Here is a 19,651-nt window from a genome sequence, read left to right as displayed (position 1 = left end):
TGCCCGTCAAGCGGCGTCGCGGGAAGACCGCGGACCGGTCAGAGCGGCACCCAAACGCCGCCCACATAGATTCCCCACTGGTGGAAGCCGACACTCCACATCGGGGGCTCCGACGTCCACCATGGCTGTGGCGGCGGCGGCGGAACTTCCTGCCCGGCGAATGAGGGCGCGTATGCCGGCGGGAGTGTGTACCACGCCGGTGATGCCGGCGGCGGTTTGCACTCGAACGTCACCGGATTAAACGACATGTTGTGATCGCACTGCGCCGAACTGATTCCGGGCGTCGCGATCACCGCGACCGCCATCGCCACGAAGGCGACCGCGACGACGGCGGTCAGACGACGAGCAAACCATCTCATGGTGGGCCTCCCGGTGGGGCCATCCTGGCCTTGGCGGTCTCAGTTTATTCCCTTGAAACCGTCATGACCAGGTAAGAGCCGCGGTCACGACGCGATTCCGAACGGACCTGTCCTGCCATGTTCCTTCAGCGGGGAGTTATGCTGCCAACCGGCATATCAAGTACTTCACATTCGGGAGGGCTGGTTGCTCGACGCAGAAAAGATCCTGATCACCGGGGCGACGGGCAAGATTGCGTTTCCCATCGCGCGCGCTCTGGCGGCTTCAAACGAGGTGTGGGGCGCCGCGCGCCTCAAAGACCCCGCCGACCAAAGGAGGCTCGTCGACGCCGGCATCAAACCCGTCCCGCTGGACATCGGCGCGGGTGACTTCTCCGATCTTCCAGAGGATTTCACCTACGTCTTTCACGCTGCGGTGGACACCGGCGCGGGCGACTGGAACCGCTGCGTCGAAACGAATGCGCACATGTCCGGCGAACTGCTGTACCACTGCCGCGCCGCAAAGGGCTTCGTCTTCTGTTCAACTGGCTCGATCTACGCGTACCAAGGTCAGCGACCGTTGGCCGAAACCGATCCGCCGGGTGTGCCGCTGCGCGCCAACTACAGCTTCTCGAAGGTCGCGGCGGAGTCGGTGTGCACCTGGATCGCCAGGCATTATCGAATACCGTTGACCATCATCCGGGTCTGCTCAACCTATGGGCCGGAGGGCGGTGCTCCCGCCGATCGCCTCGATGCCATGTTGGCGCGCAAACCAATTCGGCTGCATCCCGATAAGCCGAACAACTACAACCCCATCTACGAGGACGACTACGTGGAGCTCGGCATCCGCGCGATGGAGGTCGCCGCGGTGCCGCCGGTCGTGGTGAACTGGGCCGGTAGCGAAACGGTCAGCGTCGAGGATTACTGCACGTTCATGGGCCAGTTGATCGGTGTCGAGCCGATCTTCGAATACACGACCGACGCGCACACGCCGCTGTGGCCGGATGTCGCCCGCATGCACGAGATGCTCGGCCGCACGAAAATGCCCTGGCGCGAAGGCTTCCGGCGCATGATCGAGAGCCGGCACCCCGAAATCGCGCTGCCCGAATACGACTCGACGAGATGGTGCGAACAGCCGTGATGCAGCTTCCCGGCACGCCATCGGACCAGGTCGCCGAGATCCTCGCCGCCGGGCGCGGAGAGATCTCCACGTTGTTCGTGTCCATGGCGACTCGCCATCCCGACGGTCTGGACGCCGAGTACCTGCGCTGGCACACCCTAGACCACCGACCCGAGCAACACCGGTTGGCGGCGGTGCGCGCCTCGTTGCGGTTGGTGTCGACGCCGGCCTGCCGCTCTGCGCGGACGATCAGCGGTGGACCGTTGGACGGGGTCGACCACGTCATGACGTACTTTTTCACCGACCCGGCCGGGCTGCGTGGGTTCAACGAACTGTCCTCGGCACTCGGAAACGCCGGCCGCAAGCTCCCGCTGCTGCCACCGGTCGAGCGCGGCGTCTACGAGGTGCGGGCCAAGACGGCCGCGCCCCGGGTCAGAGTGGGGTCGGACGTCCTGCCCTGGCTGCCCGCGCGGGGGGCGTTCCTACTGGTCGAGCGGGGATCGGCTCCGGCGGGCCCGCTGGTGGAAGTGCCCGGTGTCGCCGGCGTATGGTCTGGGACATCGCGGCAAGTCGACGCGAATCTGGCGAGTGCTCAAGCGGGCCAGACCATTACGTATTGCTTCCTCGATGACGATCCCGTCGCCGTCGGGGAACGCCTGCGGCCGGTGTTGTCGGCGCGCTGGGAGGAGCCGGGTGTCGAACCGTTGTTCGCCGCACCGTTTTTCGCGGTGGTGCCGTTTGAGTGGGACCGCTATGTGCCGTAGGCGTAGGGCCGCATCCCGATGGCGTCCAGGAGTTCGTCGCTCTGTCGGGCTTTGTGATCAGCGGGTCAACGGGTAAAGCCCCACTCCGCCTCGTTCTCCTCGGTCTTGAGGCGCTCTGCCGGGTCGTCCGCGTCGGCGAGCGGAGGGCGGGGTGTGGGGTATGTGCGCTCGCCGATCTCGGCGATGGCGTGGACCGGGCAGTCCATCAGCGCGCGCATGACGGCGTCGCGATCCGCCTCTGCCACGGTGCCATCGCCGATGAGGGACGCGTAACCCCAATCGTCGAGCGAAAAGTATCCGGGCGCGTACTTCGCGCAGATGCCGAAACCGTCGCAGACGGTGCGGTCCAGGCGGATTTTCATGCCAGCCTCAAAGTTTCGGCCTCGTAGGGACGGTCGGCGCGGAACGCGCCGCGGGCGCAGCCCTGGCACGTGCCGTCGAGATGTGCGGTGACTTCGCCCGGGAACTGTGTGAGCAGGCCGGCCGCGACGTTGGTGGCGGCGTCCAGCGTCGCGCACGCGCCCCGTCCGCGCAGCAGCACCGACCAGCGGCGCAACCGTTCGACGTCTTCGGTCGTCGCGGCGCCGTCGCGCAGCGCACCGGCGGCGGCCGCCATGGCCGCCGTTCCGTTGAAGCACGAGCCGCACTGCCCGGCGTTTTCACGGTCGAAGTAGGCCAGCACGGACGCCGCGACCGCGACGGGGCAGTCGTCGGTGAGCACCGCGATGGCGCCCGCTCCCAAACCGCTGCCGACACGTCGCATCGTCTCGTGGTCCAAGGTTGTCTCCAGCACGCTCCGGTTGAGCAGGCCGGCAAAGTAGCCGCCCATCAACGCCCCACGTACCTGGTCCGGTGAAACACCGTGCAGGGCAAGCAGGTCGGTGAACGGCAAGCCGTGCGGAAGCTCGTAGAGAACTGGCGGGCGTCCGGCCCCGGTGATGGTGGCCAGGAAGGTGCCAGAGGAGAGCGATGTGCCCTGCGAGCGGAACGCGCTCGCGCCATGCCGCTGCAGGAAAGGCAAATTGGCCAGCGTCTCGACGTTGCTCACCAGTGTGGGCCGATCATCGACGCCGGCTTCGAATGGGCGGGGCGGCTTGTCCGTCGGCTTGGCCGGCCCGCCGTTGATCGCGCGGACGGCGGCGGTCTCCTCGCCGGCCACGTATCCGGGCTGCACGGTCAACATGCTGACGGTGATATCGCCGAGCGCGTCGGAATCGAGCTCGCCGAGCGCGGTTTCGACGCTGTGCGCCGACTCCGGATCGGAGAGGTAGATGTGGGCGCGGTTCGTGCCCACGACCGCGGCGGCCAACCGCAGCCCGTCCAGGATCAGGTGGGGCCGGTTGCGCAGCAGCCAGCGGTCCTTGACCGAAGCCGGTTCGCCCTCTTCGCCATTCGCGACGACCACGGCACCGCCGGCAATGCGCCCGTTATCGCGCACCGTGCGCAACTTGATTGCCAGCGGGAACGCCGCACCACCGCGGCCGACCAACCCGCTGGCCTCCACCTCGCTCAGCAATCCATCGGCGTCGGCAAGCGGGCGGTAGCCGCCGAACCGTCGATACGTCGCGAGGCCCTCGCGGGCTTGGCCGGTTTGTTCGAAGAGCAGCCGGGGTTCCAAACCGGGAAAGTTCGCGGTGGTGATGGTGGTGGATTGGGCGGTGTTCACGGCTGGCCTGCCATCGTCTTAGTTAGGCTTGCGCACATGCGAACTGCGGTCGTGCGCGTCAATGTCGACCCGGAGAGTGTCTGCACGGTCCCACAGCTACGAGACGGCATGGCAGCGCTCCTCGGGCTTGCGCGTGCGGAGGGTGCAGACGTCGTCGAGAACGACCTCGCGTCGATGCCCGCTGGGCGCCGCGAAGTCGAATTGCTGATCGCGGCCGAAGACGTCGACGCGGCGAGAGATTTGGCGATCCGCCTGTGCGGCAGGGTGTTCGCCGCCGAACCGGTTGCGGGAGTCGTCACCTTCATCAGCCGGGGGACCGACGACGACGCCCACGGTGTGTTGTCCGGCTTCGGGCTCACCGGTGACATCGAGCGGACGCCCGGGGGCGACGGTTTCGACATCGTGTACGTAACGCTGCGCGAGAAGGACCTCGAACGCATTCCCGAGAGCCGGGTTCACACGGCTCTCGAGGCCTCGCTCAACTGCGAGGTTCACATTCGCACCGTGTAGGGACATCACGAACCCAGGAACTCGAGGATCGCGGGCGCCGCCTGCACCCACGTGTCGAACATGTTGAAGTGCTTCACCCGCCCGGCCGCGCGGTCCTCGGACGCACGCTCCCATGCGTCCTCCGGCCACGGGGGGTCGATGAGCTTTGATCCCTTGATCAAGCAGCTGACCTCCAGTGACGTTCGCTTCGGGTGATCCATATCGTTCTCGCCGCCACGAATGATCAAGGTGGGCACCTTGATCCGGTCGAACATCTCGTCCTCGACGCCCGGGATCGTCTGTCCAGGCTTGGAAACGAACGCGTTCAGCCAGCGCAGCATCACCTTGAGGAACTCGTCGGAATCGAAGTCGAGGAACCGCTGTTTGTTGTTGGGGTTCTCCCCGATGCGGTCACGCCATTCGGCCACCTTCACCACGCCGTCCATGCCGGTGCCGCGCACCGCGAGGATGCTCGGGATGATGTAGAAGGAACCGAGCACGAAGCTGCCGTAGATGCCACCGACGATGTTCCATACGACGAGCTTGGTGACCATCTCCGGGTAGAGCATCGTGGTCAGCATGGAATCCCTTGCGCCGCCGGAGCCGCCGGCCAGAATGCAGCGCTCGAAGCCCAGCCCGGTCACCAGCTTGTGCAACGTCTCGGCGCGCATGTGTGATTCACTCTGACCGTAGAACTGCACATCGGAAGCACCGCAGTTCGGCCGGTCCCACAGCAGCACGCGGTAGCCGCCGGCGGCGAGCGCGTCGGCAAGCGGACGCAAGCCCTCGATCTCCTTGCTGAACCGGCCGCCGGGCGTCAGGGCAATGAGATCGCCCGAGTCACCGAGGATTTCGTAGACGACATTTCCCCCATTGATCTCGATTGAAGGCACCGATTCTCCTGTGGTTAGGCCTGCACCAGAACGTCGTTGCCGACGATGCGCACCGGATAGGTCCGGATACTCCATTCGGGCTTGACCGCGGTGGTACCGGTCGCCAGCTCGAAACCCCATTGGTGCCACGGGCAATAGATGTACTCCAGGTCGCGCACCATGACCGAGTCTCCGGGCGCGGTCTCGTCCACTATCGTGCGGCCCCGGGCCCGGCCCGAACAGAGCGGACCGCCTTGGTGCGGGCAGTAATTCGCGATGGCATAGAAGCTGCCGTTGACGTTGTATACGCCGACGCCGTGCCGCCCGATTGGCACCAGCTTGTGCTTGCCCGGCGGGATCTCGTCCACGGTCGCAACAACATGCTCGCGGCCCTGGGCGAGACGGGGCTCGGGCCGTTTGGTTTCTTCCGTCAACTCAGAGCACCCTGGTCTGACCCTCGAGGACCGGAACGGTCTCGGGCAGGTGGTAGGTCGCGATGCCGTTCTTGTACATCACGGCGTCGCGGGCGTGCTTGGGCAGGTGCTTGACCAGCCAGCGTGGGTCATCGAACGTCCAGTGCGGGTAGTCCGAGGAGAAGAGCAGGATCTTCTCGCACTCCATCCATTCCAGCGCCCGGGTCAGCTCGGTCTTGTCTTCGGGGTAGTCCAGTGGCTGGGTGGTGAACTTGATGTGGTCCTTGACGTAATCCGACGGCTTGCGCTTGATGTCGACCCACGACTTGCGTGCCTCGTAGATCGAATCCATGCGCCACATCAGCGGCAGGATCCAGCTGAACGCGTGCTCGACGAACACGATCCGCAGCGTCGGGAACCGGTCGAACACGCCGTCGAAGATCAGGCTCATCACCTGGTTGGCGGCCAGCAGCGAGTAGGTCACCATGAAGTCGTGGTTGTAGCTGGGGAATCCCACCGGCGGGATCGGTAGCTCGTCGAACTGGCTGCGCGACAGGTGACAGCTCACCGTGATGTCGTGCTTGGTGGCGGCCGCCCAGATCGGGTCGTATTTCGGATGCCCCCAAGACGGCCGCGGCTCGGCCTTGATCAGAATCTGGGCCATGTAGGGGTGACCGGCCCACTTCTCGATCTCGCGCACGGACTCTGCCGGCTCCTCAATGGCGCAACAAATCGACCCGCGCCAGCGCTGGTGCCAGTTGTTGTGGCTGTCCAGCCAGTGATTGGCCTGCCAGTCGTTCAACGCGCTCGACATCGCGTGCTGCGCTTCGGGCAGGCGGGCCGGGTAGGCGGCCGGTTCGAGAATCGCGATGTCCGAGCCGGCCTCCATGATCAGCTGACGAAACGCCATATCCGGGTCGCTGCAAGGGAATTCGCCGTTGGCGGGGAAGGAGTCCACCCGCATCGCGTAGGAGTGGGCGTAGTCCGGGGCGTCGTAGTAAATCTGCTCACCCACGGCGCGGGTGAGGAAGTATTTGCTGCGCCATGGCTCGGGGATGTACGGCAGGAGCTCTCCGCGCTTGGGTGCGGGGTGGACATCTGAGTCGACGCATCGGACGGCTATGCGCTCGGCAGCGGGAACCCGCTCCTGCGAATGGGTCAACGTCATCTGAAACTCCTCGGTATCAGGTCGTACTTCTACTGTGCGCCCACCCCGGCGGGAATGTCTATGTTGTAGAGCTGCGCCGCGTTGCGCCAGCACAGCTTCTCGCGCTGTTCGGCGGAGAGGGCGCGCGGAAGCTTCTTGATATCGCCGCACTGCCAGTGTGGATAGCTGGAGCCGAACATCACCATGTCGTCCTTGCCGGTGAAGCCGAACCATTCGCCGGCGAACTCGGTGTCGCCAGGACCGTCGAGACTGCCCTGGACGAAATACACGTGACCGGGCAGGTAGTCGCTGGGGATCCGCGGTGCCCACGGTGTCTGCTCGAGGTGCGGACGGCCGAACGTGTCCATCCGCCAGATGAACGGCGTCACGAAGTCCGCCGCGCCGTCGCCCCAGACGAACTTCAGGCCGTCGAAGCGCTCGAACACGCCCTCGGCAATCATGTTCATCAGGTGATAGATGTAGTTCAGCGCCATGAAGCTGACGTACTGCTCGTAGGTACGGGTGTTCCCGTTGGGCGTCGGCGGAAAGGCGATGCCCGACCCGACTTCGATGTGCGCGGCAACGGGAAGTCCTGCGTCGACCGCGGCTTCCCACAGCGGCCAGAACTGTGGCTTGCCGTAGAGCTCGCGGGATTGCAGCGGAACGCCGATCTGCACCACCCGAGGGTGCCCACGCCACCTCTCGATCTCCCGCAGCGCGCCGGCGATGTCATCGGGGTTCACCCGGATGGTGCCGCGGAATCGCTCGCCGAACTCGCTGGACTCCAACCAGTCCGAGACCATCATTTCGTTGTGCGCGGCGTGCAGCGCGCTGCCCAGGTGCCGGTCGGGCATGATGCCGCGGGCCATCGGGTGCAGGACCGCAATGTCGACCCCGCGTTTCGAAAAGAGCTCATTGGCAACGAAATCCGGATCGGAACCGGGGTACTGACGATCCGGGCCCTCGGTATTGGGCGCGTATTCACCGCCTGGGGCGCCGTACCAGTCCATCTCGTAATCGGGGAAGCCTCGGCTCTTGAACGGCTCACGCAGGGTCTTCCGCAGCGCCTTGTTGGAGGGAAAGAAGATGTGCACGCTCGCGTCGATGAGCGGTGTGCTGGTTCCGTCAGCGTGTTCGATCACGAAAGCCATCCTTCGACTCGGGCACTCAGAGCGAACCCAGTCGGGTCATATGATAGATAACCTAACATTCTTCTCGGGGGCCAATCAACGGGTTTCCGGTAAGCGTTTCGTTTAATCAACGTGCCTGGTAGCGACCACTTTCGCGGTCCTCGTGCAAGTACGGTTCTTGAATTGCGATAATACCATTCTCCCGATCGCGGATAAGGGCCATCCGCCTCTATCCAGGGGGACCGGCCGGCTAGGCCGGCGAGCGGCCCACGATCACGCCGGCCGCCTTCTCGAGCGGTTTGATCACCGTCGTGAAGTCCGAGTCGGGGCCCTGGTCATCGGCGGTCGTCTCCCAGAGGCGGGCGATCGTTGTGGCGACGTCCGTTGGCACGCCAAGCGCTTCCGCTTCCTCGAGGTACAGACGCACGTCCTTGACCATCAGGCCGGTAGCGAAGCCGTAATCGAAAGTCCGGGAGAGGATCGAGCGGGGAAATTTGTCCCGGCTCGCGCTCGTCGCCCCCGAGCCGGCGTTGAGCACCTCGATCATCACACTGGGGTCGAGGCCGGCCTTCACGCCCATCACGACGACCTCGGCTGTCGCGGCCAACACGTTGGCGGCAAGGATGTTGTTGGCCAGTTTCATCGTCTGCGCCAACCCCGGTTTGTCTCCCACGTAGAAGGGCCGGCCGATCGCCTCGAGCGTGGTTCGGATGACGTCGAATTCATCGCGCGGCCCCGACACCATGACCGCGAGTGCGCCCTTCTCCGCCCCGCCGACGCCGCCGCTGACCGGGCTGTCGATCGCCACGATGTCCCGCTCGGCAAGTCGGTCAAAGATCTGCCTTGCCGTGCGGCTGCCGACGGTGGACAGGTCGACATAGCGCTTGATTCTTGCGCCCTCGATCACGCCGGCCGCACCCGTCGCCACCTCGAGTGAGGCGTTCGGCGTCGGGAGGCTGGCCATGACGGTTTCGGTACGGTCGGCAACCTCCCTCGACGATGCCGCGGGGCGCGCCCCCAGGGCGACGATGCGATCGAGGGCGGCGGCACGCGTGTCGAAGGCGACGACATCGTCGCCTCTCTCGATCAAGCGGCGCGCCACGGGAAAACCCATGTTTCCCAGCCCGATGAATCCGACCTCCATGCCCGGCCCTAGCCCTCATCCAGTTCGGCGAACGCCTCGCGCGCGATGCGGAAGCTGTCGACCGCGGCGGGCACGCCCGCGTAGATGGCCACCTGCAGGAAGACCTCGCGGATCTCGTCGCGGGTGACGCCATTCGTCAGCGCCGCCTTGACGTGCGTGCGTAATTCGTTGGGCCGGTTCAGTACCGAGATCATCGCCAGGTTGAGCATGCTGCGCGTTTTCCGGGGCAGCTCCTCGCGACCCCAAATCGCGCCCCAGCAGTATTCGGTGACGAGATCCTGCAGAGGCCGGGTGAAGTCGTCCGCGTCGGCGAGGGCCCGGTTGACGTAGTCCTCGCCGAGCACGTCGGAGCGGATGTGCAGCCCCCGCTGATAGGTTTCGCGATCCAATGGCCTTCTCCTTCGTCGTGGAGGCGCTCGTCCCCATGGGCACCCCGTAACCGGTTTGCGAGATTATTACTTCCGCGTGCGAGAATGATATTCTCGCAGCGTCGGTGATGACAGGAGGCGGCGTTCATGCTGTTGGAGTTCGATGCCGATCAGCGGCTGTGGCAGAAGACCGTTCGCGACGCCGTGGCGAAGCAGTGCCCGCCCTCGCTGGTGCGCGGCGTGGCCGAGGACGGTGTCGATCCCAGCCCGTTGTGGAAGTCGTACGTCGATCAGGGCTGGACCGAGCTGAACGATCCGGTCAGCGCCGTCGAACTTGCCATCGTCCTCGAGGAGTTGGGGCGCGCGACCGACCCCACCCCGTTCCTGGCGACGATGACCCAGTTCGCCCCCTTGGCCGCCGAACAGTTCGACCCGCACGAATCGGGCACCGCCGTGTACACCGGGGTGGCGGCACACCGGGACGCCGAGGGTTGGGTGCTGGATGGTACGGCGCGCCATGTCCTCGACGGCGATCGCGTCGACCGCCTGGCGGTGGTGACAGACGCCGGGGTGTTCATCACCGGGTCGAACCAGGTGTCGGTGCGCCGCGCCGCCGTCTTCGACCCCGTCCTGCACGTCGCCGACCTGTCGTTCTGCGGCGTACGGGTGCCCGACAGCGCCCGCCTCACGGTCGATTCCGAACGCGCGCACCACACGGCCCTGACGGGCATGGCGATCACCATGGTCGGTGCCTGCCAACGCATTCTCGATCTGGTGCTCGAACACGTCCGCAGCCGTCAGCAATTCGGTGTGCCGATCGGGTCGTTCCAGGCCGTCCAGCACAAGGCCGCGGACATGCATGTAGCGGTGGAACGGGCCCGTGCCCTGGCGTACTTCGCGGCGCTGACCATCGCGGCCGACGATCCTCGCCGCCGGCTCGCGGCGGCGATGGCCAAGGCGTCGGCGGGGGAGTGCCAGTCGCTGGTGTTCCGGCACGGTTTACAGCTTCACGGCGCAATGGGATTCACGTGGGAGAACGATCTGCAGTTCGCGCTGAAGCGAGCCAAAGCCGGTGAGCTGATGCTCGGCGGCGCCGCCGAGCACCGGGCGCGGATCGCGGAGGAATACCGTGCAGCTGACTTTTGACTCCGACGTCGAGGAGTTCCGCGCGGAGTTCGCGGCCTTCCTCGACGAGAACCTGCCTCCCGCAAGCGAAACGCTCGAGCGGCCGCGGTCGGTTTCCCACATGCCGCAGTGGGCACGCGACTGGCAGCGGCTGCTGTTCGACAACGGCTGGCTACTGCCGAGCCAGCCACCGGAGTTCGGTGGTCGCAACGCGACGGTCATTCAGCAGTTCGTCTATCTTGAAGAGCTCAGCCGACGGCGGATCTACCACAGCTTCAACCCGCAGGGCGTGAACATCGTTGGGGCTTCGCTGTTGTCGTTCGGCAGCGACGAACAGAAGCGGCGCTGGGCGGTCCCGATCCTGCGGGCCGAGATCACCGCGTCACTCGGGATGAGTGAGCCCAGCGCGGGTTCCGACCTGGCGTCGTTGCGCACCCGCGCGGTGCTGGACGGCGATCACTTCGTGGTCAACGGTCAGAAGGTATGGACTTCGGGCGCCCACGACGCCGACGTCTTGCTGACCTTTGTGCGTACCAATCCAGATGCGCCGAAGCACAAGGGAATCAGCGCGCTGATCATCCCGACCGACACCCCGGGCTTGGTGCGCCGTCCGTTCCCGTCGATCTGCGGTGCCGACGATCTTGATTTCAACGAGGTGTTCTTCACCGACGTCCGGGTGCCGGCCGAGAGTCTGGTCGGTGAGCTCGACCAGGGCTGGCGGGTCGCCAACGGATCGCTGGGGCACGAACGGACGATGATGTGGCTGGGCTTCGCCGATCGGCTCGACAACATGATCGACGACTTCCATCCCAGCACCGAGGTCGAGCGCGACCAGTACGCCAGCACGATCATGGACAAGCAGGCGTTGCGCCTGCTCGGTTCGGTGGCGCTGGCTCGCGCGTCGTGCGGCGAAGACGACGTGGCGGCAATCTCGGTGCTCAAGCTGCTCGGGTCCGAGGCCGAGTTGCGTGGCATGGAGCTTGCACTGACGTCGGCGGGCTCCGACGGGCTCGTTCACCCGGGCCTGACCGGGCCGTACGCGCACATGAACCTCGACCACTATTTCGCCAGCTGGTTCGAGCGCTACGCCCGCAGCTTTTCCGGGACGATCGCGGGGGGCACCTCCGAAATCCAGCGCAACATCATCGCCCAACGGGTGCTCGGCCTCCCACGCGGTTAGCGCAGCGGCGCGACGTCGGTTCGCGAGTTCCGCTCTGCGGCAGCGGCATCCGACGGGTCTAGACCGGGTCGAATTTGGTGATCAGCCACTGGCCGTGGACTCGGGTCAAACTCACCAGCACGCTGCTGGACGCCATCGCGGGGTCCGGGTTGTCCTTGCTGGTGGTGCTCTGGTCGACCAGCACCAGCACCACCGCCGAGTCCGGATGTAACTCCGAGACCGCGGCGCCTATCACCCGCGCGCTGGTCTTCAGCGCCTTCTGTTTGGCCGCCGGAGCGACGATCTGGTCGGTGAACTGGTTGTAATACGACAGGAAATCCCCGGAAAGGTGCGACTTTGCGGCGGCGAAGTCTTTGTCGAGAGTGTCAGGCGAATAGGACAGCAAGGCGACCGTTCCGTCCGACGCCGCACCTACGACGGCGCTCGCGACGCCGGGGTCGGTTTGCTTATCGGGCCGGTACTGCTTGAAGTACAGCCAGGTCGCCACGCCACCGGAAAGCAGCAGCAGCGAAATCAGGACGATGGGAACGGCTTTCACGTTGCGCCGCGCGCGGGGTTCGCTGCGTGCGCCGTCTTCGGTGAGTTTGGAAGACGCTTTCCCGGCGTCGCTGCCGTGGTTGTCCTCGCTCATGGAACGAACTCCAGTTTGGACATCTTGTATTGCCCGGCGTCATCCGTGACGGTCACCTTGAGCCGCCAATTGCGCGGTTCGTCTTTGGCGCCCGCGGCGTTGCTGATCCGCGACGACGCCGCCACGAGTACCAGCGCGGACTTCCCATCGATGGATTGGACGGCGGCCGCGTTCACCGTGCCCTGAGTGACCACCTTGGACTGCTCAACGACGGTGGTGAAATCTTTTGCGCGCTGCTGGAAGTCGTCCCTGAACTGGCCGGTCGAGCTGTCGATCACCCGCTGAACGTCCTCCTTGGCCCGATTGAAGTCCATCGAGAACATGTTGACGACGCCCTGTCTGGCCCCCGCGATGAAGTTGGCGGTGCGCTGGTTGCGCTCGGCGGTTTCATGACGCTCCCACATCATGTATCCGCTGGCCGCTACGAAGGCGCAGATGGCGACGACGACGGCCACTTTCCATGTCACGGACCACGATGGCACCCGCGGGCGTCGCCGCGAGCGGCCCGGCTTGGATGTTGACCCCGACTCGTCCGGGTTTTCGTCGACGTCTTCTTCTTTAAGGGCCTCCGCTTGGCCGGCCGCTTCGACGGTGTCGGTGACATCGTCCTTGGTCTCCGGCTCGTCGGAGTCGGCGGTGTCCTCGTCGGCGTCCGGCGCTTCTTCGGCGGTCTCCGCCTCCGCCTCCGCCTCCGGTTCGGCCTCGGCCTCTGCTTGGGCCTGCGCTTCACGCCGGAGCCGGGCGGCACGGGCGCGGGCGCGCGCCGCGGCGGCCAGCGCCTCGGCCTCGGCCGCTTCGGCCTCGGCCTCCTCGAGCAACGCCTGCACGTCGGCTTTCGAGGTCGCCGAATCTTGTGGTCTCTTCGACTCAGCCATCGTGCTCGCTGTCCGTCGCCCTCATCATCGACCGACTCGCTGTGCGCCTCACGCGGCTACCATCGCACGAGCGAGAACGGCCAACTGTTGGTGCCCCCCGGTCCGCCTCCGCAGCCGGTGTCGAACGTCGAGTCCACCTGACCCGCCATCGTCACCGGGTCCCACGAGTAGACGTCGTGCGAGGGAAAGAACTGGACCACGCAGCGCACACCGTCGGGCACATCGACGGCCATGGTGTAGCGGCCGTTGACCAGGTGGGCGTTGGCGTTCCAGAACGCCGCTTGCCCGTTGGGTTGCGGAACCGCCTGGATGGTCAGGCATTCCGGTCCCTGGTCGTATCGGCAGGGTCGGATGGCCCAAATCCAGCTGTGGCCGGGGTCGCGTGGCGTGTCCAGCCGGTAGTTGCCAACCTGGATGTCCGCGTGGGCGGTCGGCTCGAGGGTCAGCGCGGCCATGGCGAGCGCAAGGCTCAGCGCGAAAATCTTCACCGATGCGTCTCCCATCTGTGCACGCGGTTGCTGCAAATATAAGGCGCGGTCACGTTGAACAGGCCTACTCGTAAAAATTGCGGGGGTCAACGGCGCACTTTCGGCTGGGTAACGCGCCCGGCCGCCTGGGGTGGCTCAATCGATTACCGCGGCTTCCTTGCGTTCGGTGATCGGTCGGGCGAGTTCCTGTTCGTCGCAGATGCGCTGCAGCTTCTCCAGGGTTTCGTCCAGGCCGGCGCCGACCCTGCGGCCGGGCGTAAAGGCCGCCGGCAGTTTGCGCATGCCCTGGATGACGCCGATGGTCTCGTAGTGGACGGTGCCTTCGGGGTCGCATCGGTAGTCGGGCATCCGATCGAGCACCGCGGTGAGCATGGATTTGAACACCGTGCGTGCCACGTTCGACCCGGCGCACCGATGGACGCCCAGGCCGAAGCTGAAGTGGCGGTTGCCTTTACGGTCCAGCACGATGTCATCCGGGTCGTGGAACACGGCTGGATCGCGGTTGGCCATCGCCCACGAGATCCACAGCCGCTCACCCTCCTTGAACTGAGTGCCGTCGAGCTCGACATCGTCGGAGAATGTCCGGCCGTCGCCGGGGGCGGGGGTGAAGTAGCGCAGGAATTCCTCGGTGGCGGGGTCGAGCAGCGTTTTGCGCTCGTTGCTGAGCAGTTCCCGCTGCTCGGGATGCTCGGAAAGCCACTCCAACGAATGGGCGGTCAGGGCCGTCGTGGTGTCGAAGCCGCCGCCGATGACCAAGCCGAGGTTCCCCAGAATTTCCAGGTCCGGCGCCGGCTCCCCGTCAATGCGCATCTGCAGCAGGGCATTCACGATTCCCGGCCTCGGATTCTCGCGGATCTCGAGCATGTTGTTCACCATGTCGAGGCCCATCTGCTTGTGCATCTCGGTGACGCGCTCGATGTCGGGGGAATGTTCGGGCGTGTACACCGCGGCGTGGACCGGCTCGCTGTACATGTTCCACTTCTTCAGCGGGATGCCCATCATCGCCAACGTCAGGACGGCCGGAACGATGTTGGCCAGATCGTCGACGAAGTCGATGCTGCCGCCCTCGATCTTTTCGTCGAGGCAGGCGCGCGTCACGTCGTCGATGAACGGCTCCCAGCGCTTGACCGCTGCCGGCGACAGGTAGGGATTGAGCACGGTGCGGTAAATGCGGTGATCGGGATCGTCCATCTCCAGGATGCCGCCGCGCACCACGCTGACCCGGCTGGCGGTGGGGATCGAAATGCCTTTGTAGCCACGGCGTTCGTCGTTGATGTCGTGATCGTTGGAGACGGCCGGGCAGCGGGCCAGCTCGAAGACCTCGTGGCTGCCCGCCGCGACCCAATGCCCACCGTAGGTCTCACTCCACGCCATCGGGCACTTGGCGTGCATCTCCTTGGTGATCGACTTGAACTGCGACCGGTACTCCGGGGAATGCCGATCGAAGTGGTACCGGTTCTTTTTGCGGTCGCTGTCGCTGACGACGTCGTCGACACTCAAAGCTCTGTCTCCCTAGGTATTTCGTCGGTCAGTACCGGGATGCCGGACTCAGGCGTCGTCGGTGATGACGATGGCCTGTTCCGGGCAGGATTGAGCGGCTTCACGCACCTGGTCTTGCCGGTCTACGGGGACCACTTCGTCGATTGCAGAAGAACTGCCGTCGATGTCGCTGAGCTGAAACGACTCCGGCGCGATCATCGCGCACAGGGTGTGGCCCTGGCATCGTTCCGAATCCACCCAAACCTTCACGGGCTGTCTCCTCTCACCTGATCTGGTTTCCGGACACCGCTGACGAATCGTCACCGCTCAGGTGTTGCGACCGCCATTGACGCCCAAGAGCTGACCGGTGATGTAGCCGGCTTCGTCGGACACCAGGAAAGCGCATGCCGCCGCGATGTCTTCCGGCTTACCCATCCGGCGCACCGGGGTCCGCGCGATGGTCTCGTCGATGTCCCCCAGGAATCCGTTCTGCGCCGCGGCGCGCAGCATCGGGGTGTCGATGAAGCCCGGCGGCACCGCGTTGACGGTGATGCCGCTGGGGCCGTACTCGAGCGCCAGGGATTTGGTGAGCCCGTTGACCGCGGACTTGGCCGCCACGTAATGGCTCATGTAGGGAGCCCCGGAATGCGTGCTGGACGAAGAGATGTTGACGATGCGTCCCCACTTCGCCTCGATCATGTCGGGCAAGACCGCCTGAATGGTGTGAAAGACGCCGTTGAGGTTGACGTCGATGACCCGTTGCCAGTCTTCGAACGCGATGTTGTTGAAGCGCTTGAATCCGTCCAGGCCCGCGGCGTTGACGAGAATGGTGATCGGCCCGAGCTTCGCGCGGATCGCGGCGAAGGCCTCGTCCACCTGCGGTCGGTCGGTGACGTCCGCCGTGAAGGAATGGTCGCCGTCCGACGGCCGGAGGTCGATCGTGGCGACGTCGAGACCGTCGGCGCGCAACCGTTGCGCGACGGCAAGGCCGATGCCGGATCCGCCACCGGTGACCACCGCAGTCTTCACGTTGAGGCCTCTACTCCAAAGGTGACCGTCTCAGTCACAAAGAATCTCGCTTACAATTATGAGAACCTTACTCTCACGCCAGAGTGTGGTGCAACACACTCTGGAAACCCTGTTCGGCCTGCGTCAAACTACTCGACACGGCGGCCCGTCGACGTTCGCGTTGCTGGTCAGCCGCCCGTCCTGATTCCTGAGACTTTCTTGAATTATCGAGAGTCGAATGTAAGATTCGCCGGGGAAGAGAATCAAATTATCGTGACCGTCACCACATTAGGGGGTACGGAATGCCTGCCCAGGACACGGCAGAGCCCGCCACTGCGACTGCAGCGACCATCGCGGACGCCGCGCCTGGGTCCACCGCCGACCGCCGACTGTTGATCGGCGGCCGGCTGGTCACCACCGATAAGTCCTTCGCGTCGATCAATCCCGCCACCGGCGCTGTCATCGGGCACGCCCCGGATGCCGGTGCCGAGGAGGCCGAAGCGGCGATCGCCGCGGCCCGGGCTGCGTTCGACACCACCAGTTGGCCCACCGACGTTGAGTTGCGGATCCGCTGCCTCGACCAACTGCACCGGGCGCTGCTCGAACACGCCGACGAGCTGCGGGAACTGACCATCGCCGAAGTGGGCGCCACCCGAGCGCTGACCCAGGGCGCCCAGCTCGACGAGCCGATCGGCATCGTGCGCTTCTACGCGGATCTGCTTCGCAGCTACGCGTTCTCCGAAGACCTCGGCGAGAAAGAATCGCGCGGCATGCTCCACCACCGCTGGGTGGAAAAGGAAGCGGCCGGGGTGGTCGCCGCGATCATCGCCTACAACTACCCAAACCAGCTGGCGCTGGCGAAGCTGGCCCCCGCGCTGGCAGCCGGGTGCACCGTGGTCCTCAAGGGCGCGCCGGATACGCCGTTGGTCACGCTGGCGCTCGGTGAGCTGATTGCCAATCACACCGACATACCCGACGGCGTGGTCAATGTGCTCAGCTCCTCGGGCCCCGAAGCGGGCGAGGCGCTGACCACCAGTCCCGGCGTCGACGTCGTCACCTTCACTGGGTCAACCGCGGTGGGGCGCAAGATCATGGCCGCCGCGAGCGAAACGGTCAAGCGCGTCTTCCTGGAACTGGGCGGCAAGTCGGCCGCCATCGTGCTCGACGATGCCGACTTCGCCGGTGCGGCCATGTTCGCGGCGTTCAGCATGGTGACCCACGCGGGGCAGGGGTGTGCGCTGACCTCCCGGCTGCTGGTGCCCCGGTCGCATCACGACGAGATCGTCGGGCTGATCGCACAGAACTTCGCCAAGGTCCGCCACGGCGACCCGGCCGATCCGAAAACCTACATGGGCCCTCTCATCAACGAGCGCCAGCGGGACAAGGTCGACGGCATGGTGCAGCGGGCTGTTGCCGCAGGCGCGACGCTGGTCACCGGTGGCCGGCGGTTGGAGCCGGGCTACTTTTACGCACCGACGCTGCTGACCAACGTCGATCCCGACAGCGAGATCGCTCAGGAGGAGGTCTTCGGGCCGGTGCTCGTCGTCATCGCATTCGACGATGACGACGACGCGGTGCGCATCGCCAACAACTCGATCTACGGCCTGGCCGGCGCCGTCTTCAGCGGCGACCAGGACCGGGCGCTTGCGGTGGCGCGCCGGATCCGGACCGGCTCCTTCTCGATCAACGGTGGCAACTACTTCGGCGCGGACAGCCCGTTCGGGGGCTTCAAGCAGTCGGGGGTGGGCCGCGAGATGGGTGTGGCCGGGCTGGAGGAATTCTTGGAACGCAAAACATATGCAGTCCCGGCGGTGCGGCGGGCCACGGCGTGAGGCCGCTCGAGGGCATCCGCGTCCTGGAAGTCGCCATGTACGGGTTCGTCCCGTCGGCGGGTGCGGTGCTCGCCGAATGGGGCGCCGACGTGGTCAAAGTCGAGCATGCGGTGACCGGCGATCCGCAGCGAGGGCTGCGACAGACCGGCATGCTGCGCGTCGAAGGTGACCCCAACCCCAACATCGAGCACGCGAACCGCGGCAAGCGCAGCATCGGGCTGGACATGTCCGTGCCCGAGGGCAAGGAGGTGCTCTACGAGCTGGCCCGCCGATCGGATGTGTTCCTCACCAGCTTCCTGCCCGGCGCCCGTCAGAAGTTCGGGATCGACGTCGACGACATTCGGGCCGTGAACCCGAAGATCATCTACGCGCGCGGAAGCGCGCTCGGCCCGCGGGGCGAGGAGGCGGTCAAGGGCGGCTACGACATGACCGCGTTCTGGTGCCGGGCCGGAACCGCAGCGACGATCACCCCCGCCGGCATGCCGGGCATGATCGCGCCGCCCGGTCCGGCGTACGGCGACACCATCTCCGGCACCAACCTCGCCGGTGGCATCGCGGCGGCGCTGCTCAAACGGGAGCGCACCGACGAGCCGTCCGTGGTCGATGTGTCGCTGCTCGGCAGCGGTCTTTGGTCAATGGGGCACACGGTCGCGCTGACGAACCATCTGGGCCAGCGGCTTGAAGCGCCGCCGCCCGGGGTGCACGGCGCTCCCAACAACCCGTTGGTCGGGCTTTACACCACGTCCGACGGTCGCTATATCTCCTTCGTGATGATGCAGCCCACCAAGTTCTGGGCCGACGTCTGCCGGCATGTTGACCTGCCGGAGTTGGCCGAGGACCCGCGCTTCGAAACGGTGGAGAAGATCGCTGCCAACACGGCGGAGGCGGTGGAGATCCTGACCAAGGTCATCGCCACCCGCACGCTCGAAGAGTGGAGCGAACGCTTCGCAACGCTGGCCGGTCCCTGGGCGCCCGTGCAGGACACCCTGCAAGCCGCCAAAGACGCGCAGATCCGGGCCAACGAGTACATCGTGCAGGCAGGCGAACTCGAGTTGGTCGCTAACCCGGTCCAGTTCGACGTCGCGGCCCCACAGACCGGCCCGGCGCCCGGCTTCGCCGAGCAGACCGACGACATCTTGACGGAACTCGGACTCGACTGGGACCGCATCATCGAACTCAAGACGGCCGGCGCCGTCACCTAGAGCCGGAGGTGCCCTCAATGTTTGTGCCGACCGTCGCGTCCGTTGTGCCTCAATCGTCCTGGCTAAGCGGTGTGCTGATGGCTTGTCCGATAACGGTTATGCATTTTCCGTTCCACCCGGACTCAGCATGAGTCATAATCGCCGGACGCTTCAAGACACGGGGCCCCACGTTTTGAAGCGTCTACTCACGCAACAGAACGGAGGTCCTGGCGTGAGGATGGACAGCGCTGTCATGCCCGAGGCATATGCCGGATTCCGGTCGCCCACAGGGCCTTTCGACGTCTCCAACACGCCCCCGTGGCCGACGGTTGAGTCAAATCTACAACAGTCAGTAAGCGAGAACAAGACTGTCAGTCTCGTAACTCGGGAAAGAGCCTGAGGCC

General features: G+C 65.5%; 22 protein-coding genes. 7 read left to right on the top strand and 15 right to left on the bottom strand.

Translation table 11 applies throughout. The annotated features are described in order from the left end of the window. Positions 1 to 38: 38 nt before the first annotated feature. The gene (locus A5773_RS15570; RefSeq protein ID WP_066957752.1) at positions 39 to 359 is read right to left on the bottom strand and encodes a hypothetical protein; all 321 of its coding nucleotides are present in this window, start codon (positions 357 to 359) and stop codon (positions 39 to 41) included. Positions 360 to 543: 184 nt separating this feature from the next. Between A5773_RS15570 and A5773_RS15565 the strand changes: the two genes are divergently transcribed. Both A5773_RS15565 and A5773_RS15560 read left to right on the top strand, forming a co-directional pair. Further along, positions 544 to 1,476, top strand: a complete 933-nt coding sequence (locus tag A5773_RS15565; RefSeq protein WP_067261190.1) for an NAD(P)-dependent oxidoreductase — start codon at positions 544 to 546, stop codon at positions 1,474 to 1,476. Further along, on the top strand, positions 1,476 to 2,219 hold the full coding sequence (locus A5773_RS15560) for a hypothetical protein (RefSeq protein WP_066957748.1): 744 nt from the start codon (positions 1,476 to 1,478) through the stop codon (positions 2,217 to 2,219). The genes A5773_RS15565 and A5773_RS15560 overlap by 1 nt, the downstream gene beginning before the upstream one ends. A 65-nt stretch (positions 2,220 to 2,284) precedes the next feature. On the opposite strand, the gene A5773_RS15555 is transcribed toward A5773_RS15560, so the two are convergent. Together A5773_RS15555 and A5773_RS15550 are read right to left on the bottom strand one after the other, a co-directional pair. Further along, positions 2,285 to 2,581, bottom strand: a complete 297-nt coding sequence (locus A5773_RS15555; protein WP_066957746.1) for a ferredoxin — start codon at positions 2,579 to 2,581, stop codon at positions 2,285 to 2,287. Beyond that, a complete protein-coding gene (locus A5773_RS15550) occupies positions 2,578 to 3,885 on the bottom strand; it encodes an NADH-ubiquinone oxidoreductase-F iron-sulfur binding region domain-containing protein (protein ID WP_066957744.1) in 1,308 nt (435 codons plus the stop codon). The genes A5773_RS15555 and A5773_RS15550 overlap by 4 nt, the downstream gene beginning before the upstream one ends. 36 nt (positions 3,886 to 3,921) lie before the next feature. On the opposite strand from A5773_RS15550, the gene A5773_RS15545 reads away from it, so the two are divergent. Continuing rightward, positions 3,922 to 4,395: a hypothetical protein gene (locus A5773_RS15545; RefSeq protein ID WP_066957742.1), complete on the top strand. Its 474-nt coding sequence runs from the start codon at positions 3,922 to 3,924 to the stop codon at positions 4,393 to 4,395. A gap of 5 nt (positions 4,396 to 4,400) precedes the next feature. On the opposite strand, the gene A5773_RS15540 is transcribed toward A5773_RS15545, so the two are convergent. The 6 genes from A5773_RS15540 to A5773_RS15515 all read right to left on the bottom strand — a co-directional run bounded on the left by A5773_RS15540 (position 4,401) and on the right by A5773_RS15515 (position 9,469). Then, positions 4,401 to 5,267 carry an alpha/beta fold hydrolase gene (locus A5773_RS15540; protein ID WP_066957740.1) on the bottom strand — a complete coding sequence of 289 codons (867 nt, stop codon included), beginning with the start codon at positions 5,265 to 5,267 and terminating at the stop codon, positions 4,401 to 4,403. A gap of 14 nt (positions 5,268 to 5,281) precedes the next feature. Continuing rightward, entirely contained in the window at positions 5,282 to 5,680 is a 399-nt protein-coding gene (locus A5773_RS15535) for a Rieske 2Fe-2S domain-containing protein (RefSeq protein ID WP_066957738.1), read from the bottom strand. Between the two features lies 1 nt (position 5,681). After that, entirely contained in the window at positions 5,682 to 6,827 is a 1,146-nt protein-coding gene (locus A5773_RS15530) for an amidohydrolase family protein (RefSeq protein WP_066957736.1), read from the bottom strand. 29 nt (positions 6,828 to 6,856) lie between these two features. Next, on the bottom strand, positions 6,857 to 7,948 hold the full coding sequence (locus A5773_RS15525) for an amidohydrolase family protein (RefSeq protein WP_066957844.1): 1,092 nt from the start codon (positions 7,946 to 7,948) through the stop codon (positions 6,857 to 6,859). Positions 7,949 to 8,186: 238 nt separating this feature from the next. Further along, a complete protein-coding gene (locus A5773_RS15520) occupies positions 8,187 to 9,080 on the bottom strand; it encodes an NAD(P)-dependent oxidoreductase (RefSeq protein WP_066957734.1) in 894 nt (297 codons plus the stop codon). Between the two features lie 8 nt (positions 9,081 to 9,088). Further along, a complete protein-coding gene (locus tag A5773_RS15515) occupies positions 9,089 to 9,469 on the bottom strand; it encodes a carboxymuconolactone decarboxylase family protein (protein ID WP_066957733.1) in 381 nt (126 codons plus the stop codon). A 126-nt stretch (positions 9,470 to 9,595) separates the two neighbouring features. Between A5773_RS15515 and A5773_RS15510 the strand changes: the two genes are divergently transcribed. Beyond that, positions 9,596 to 10,594, top strand: coding sequence for an acyl-CoA dehydrogenase family protein (locus A5773_RS15510; protein ID WP_066957731.1), 999 nt, complete (start codon positions 9,596 to 9,598; stop codon positions 10,592 to 10,594). Then, positions 10,578 to 11,753 carry an acyl-CoA dehydrogenase family protein gene (locus tag A5773_RS15505; protein ID WP_067791468.1) on the top strand — a complete coding sequence of 392 codons (1,176 nt, stop codon included), beginning with the start codon at positions 10,578 to 10,580 and terminating at the stop codon, positions 11,751 to 11,753. Before A5773_RS15510 ends, A5773_RS15505 begins: the two co-directional genes overlap by 17 nt. 58 nt (positions 11,754 to 11,811) lie before the next feature. Here A5773_RS15505 and A5773_RS15500 read toward each other — a convergent pair whose 3' ends face one another. From A5773_RS15500 to A5773_RS15475, 6 genes are all read right to left on the bottom strand, one after another. Then, positions 11,812 to 12,384, bottom strand: a complete 573-nt coding sequence (locus tag A5773_RS15500; protein ID WP_066957727.1) for a hypothetical protein — start codon at positions 12,382 to 12,384, stop codon at positions 11,812 to 11,814. Next, positions 12,381 to 13,259 carry a hypothetical protein gene (locus A5773_RS15495; RefSeq protein ID WP_066957725.1) on the bottom strand — a complete coding sequence of 293 codons (879 nt, stop codon included), beginning with the start codon at positions 13,257 to 13,259 and terminating at the stop codon, positions 12,381 to 12,383. Before A5773_RS15495 ends, A5773_RS15500 begins: the two co-directional genes overlap by 4 nt. Positions 13,260 to 13,315: 56 nt before the next feature. Next, positions 13,316 to 13,762, bottom strand: a complete 447-nt coding sequence (locus A5773_RS15490) for a hypothetical protein (RefSeq protein WP_082948252.1) — start codon at positions 13,760 to 13,762, stop codon at positions 13,316 to 13,318. 120 nt (positions 13,763 to 13,882) lie between these two features. Then, complete coding sequence (locus A5773_RS15485) at positions 13,883 to 15,247, bottom strand: cytochrome P450 (RefSeq protein ID WP_066957723.1); 1,365 nt, start codon at positions 15,245 to 15,247, stop codon at positions 13,883 to 13,885. Between the two features lie 48 nt (positions 15,248 to 15,295). Then, complete coding sequence (locus A5773_RS15480; protein ID WP_066957721.1) at positions 15,296 to 15,496, bottom strand: ferredoxin; 201 nt, start codon at positions 15,494 to 15,496, stop codon at positions 15,296 to 15,298. A gap of 57 nt (positions 15,497 to 15,553) precedes the next feature. After that, positions 15,554 to 16,255, bottom strand: a complete 702-nt coding sequence (locus A5773_RS15475) for an SDR family NAD(P)-dependent oxidoreductase (protein ID WP_066957719.1) — start codon at positions 16,253 to 16,255, stop codon at positions 15,554 to 15,556. Positions 16,256 to 16,536: 281 nt separating this feature from the next. Between A5773_RS15475 and A5773_RS15470 the strand changes: the two genes are divergently transcribed. After that, entirely contained in the window at positions 16,537 to 18,066 is a 1,530-nt protein-coding gene (locus tag A5773_RS15470; protein ID WP_066957717.1) for an aldehyde dehydrogenase family protein, read from the top strand. After that, positions 18,063 to 19,268 (top strand): CaiB/BaiF CoA-transferase family protein, encoded by a 1,206-nt coding sequence (locus A5773_RS15465; protein ID WP_066957714.1) that lies wholly within the window; start codon positions 18,063 to 18,065, stop codon positions 19,266 to 19,268. Before A5773_RS15470 ends, A5773_RS15465 begins: the two co-directional genes overlap by 4 nt. Positions 19,269 to 19,651 lie beyond the last annotated feature (383 nt).

Source organism: Mycobacterium sp. 852014-52450_SCH5900713, from assembly GCF_001667075.1.
Lineage (GTDB): Bacteria > Actinomycetota > Actinomycetes > Mycobacteriales > Mycobacteriaceae > Mycobacterium.
Note: the sequence above shows the minus strand (reverse complement) of the source record. Positions and strands in the feature narration are given on the sequence as shown.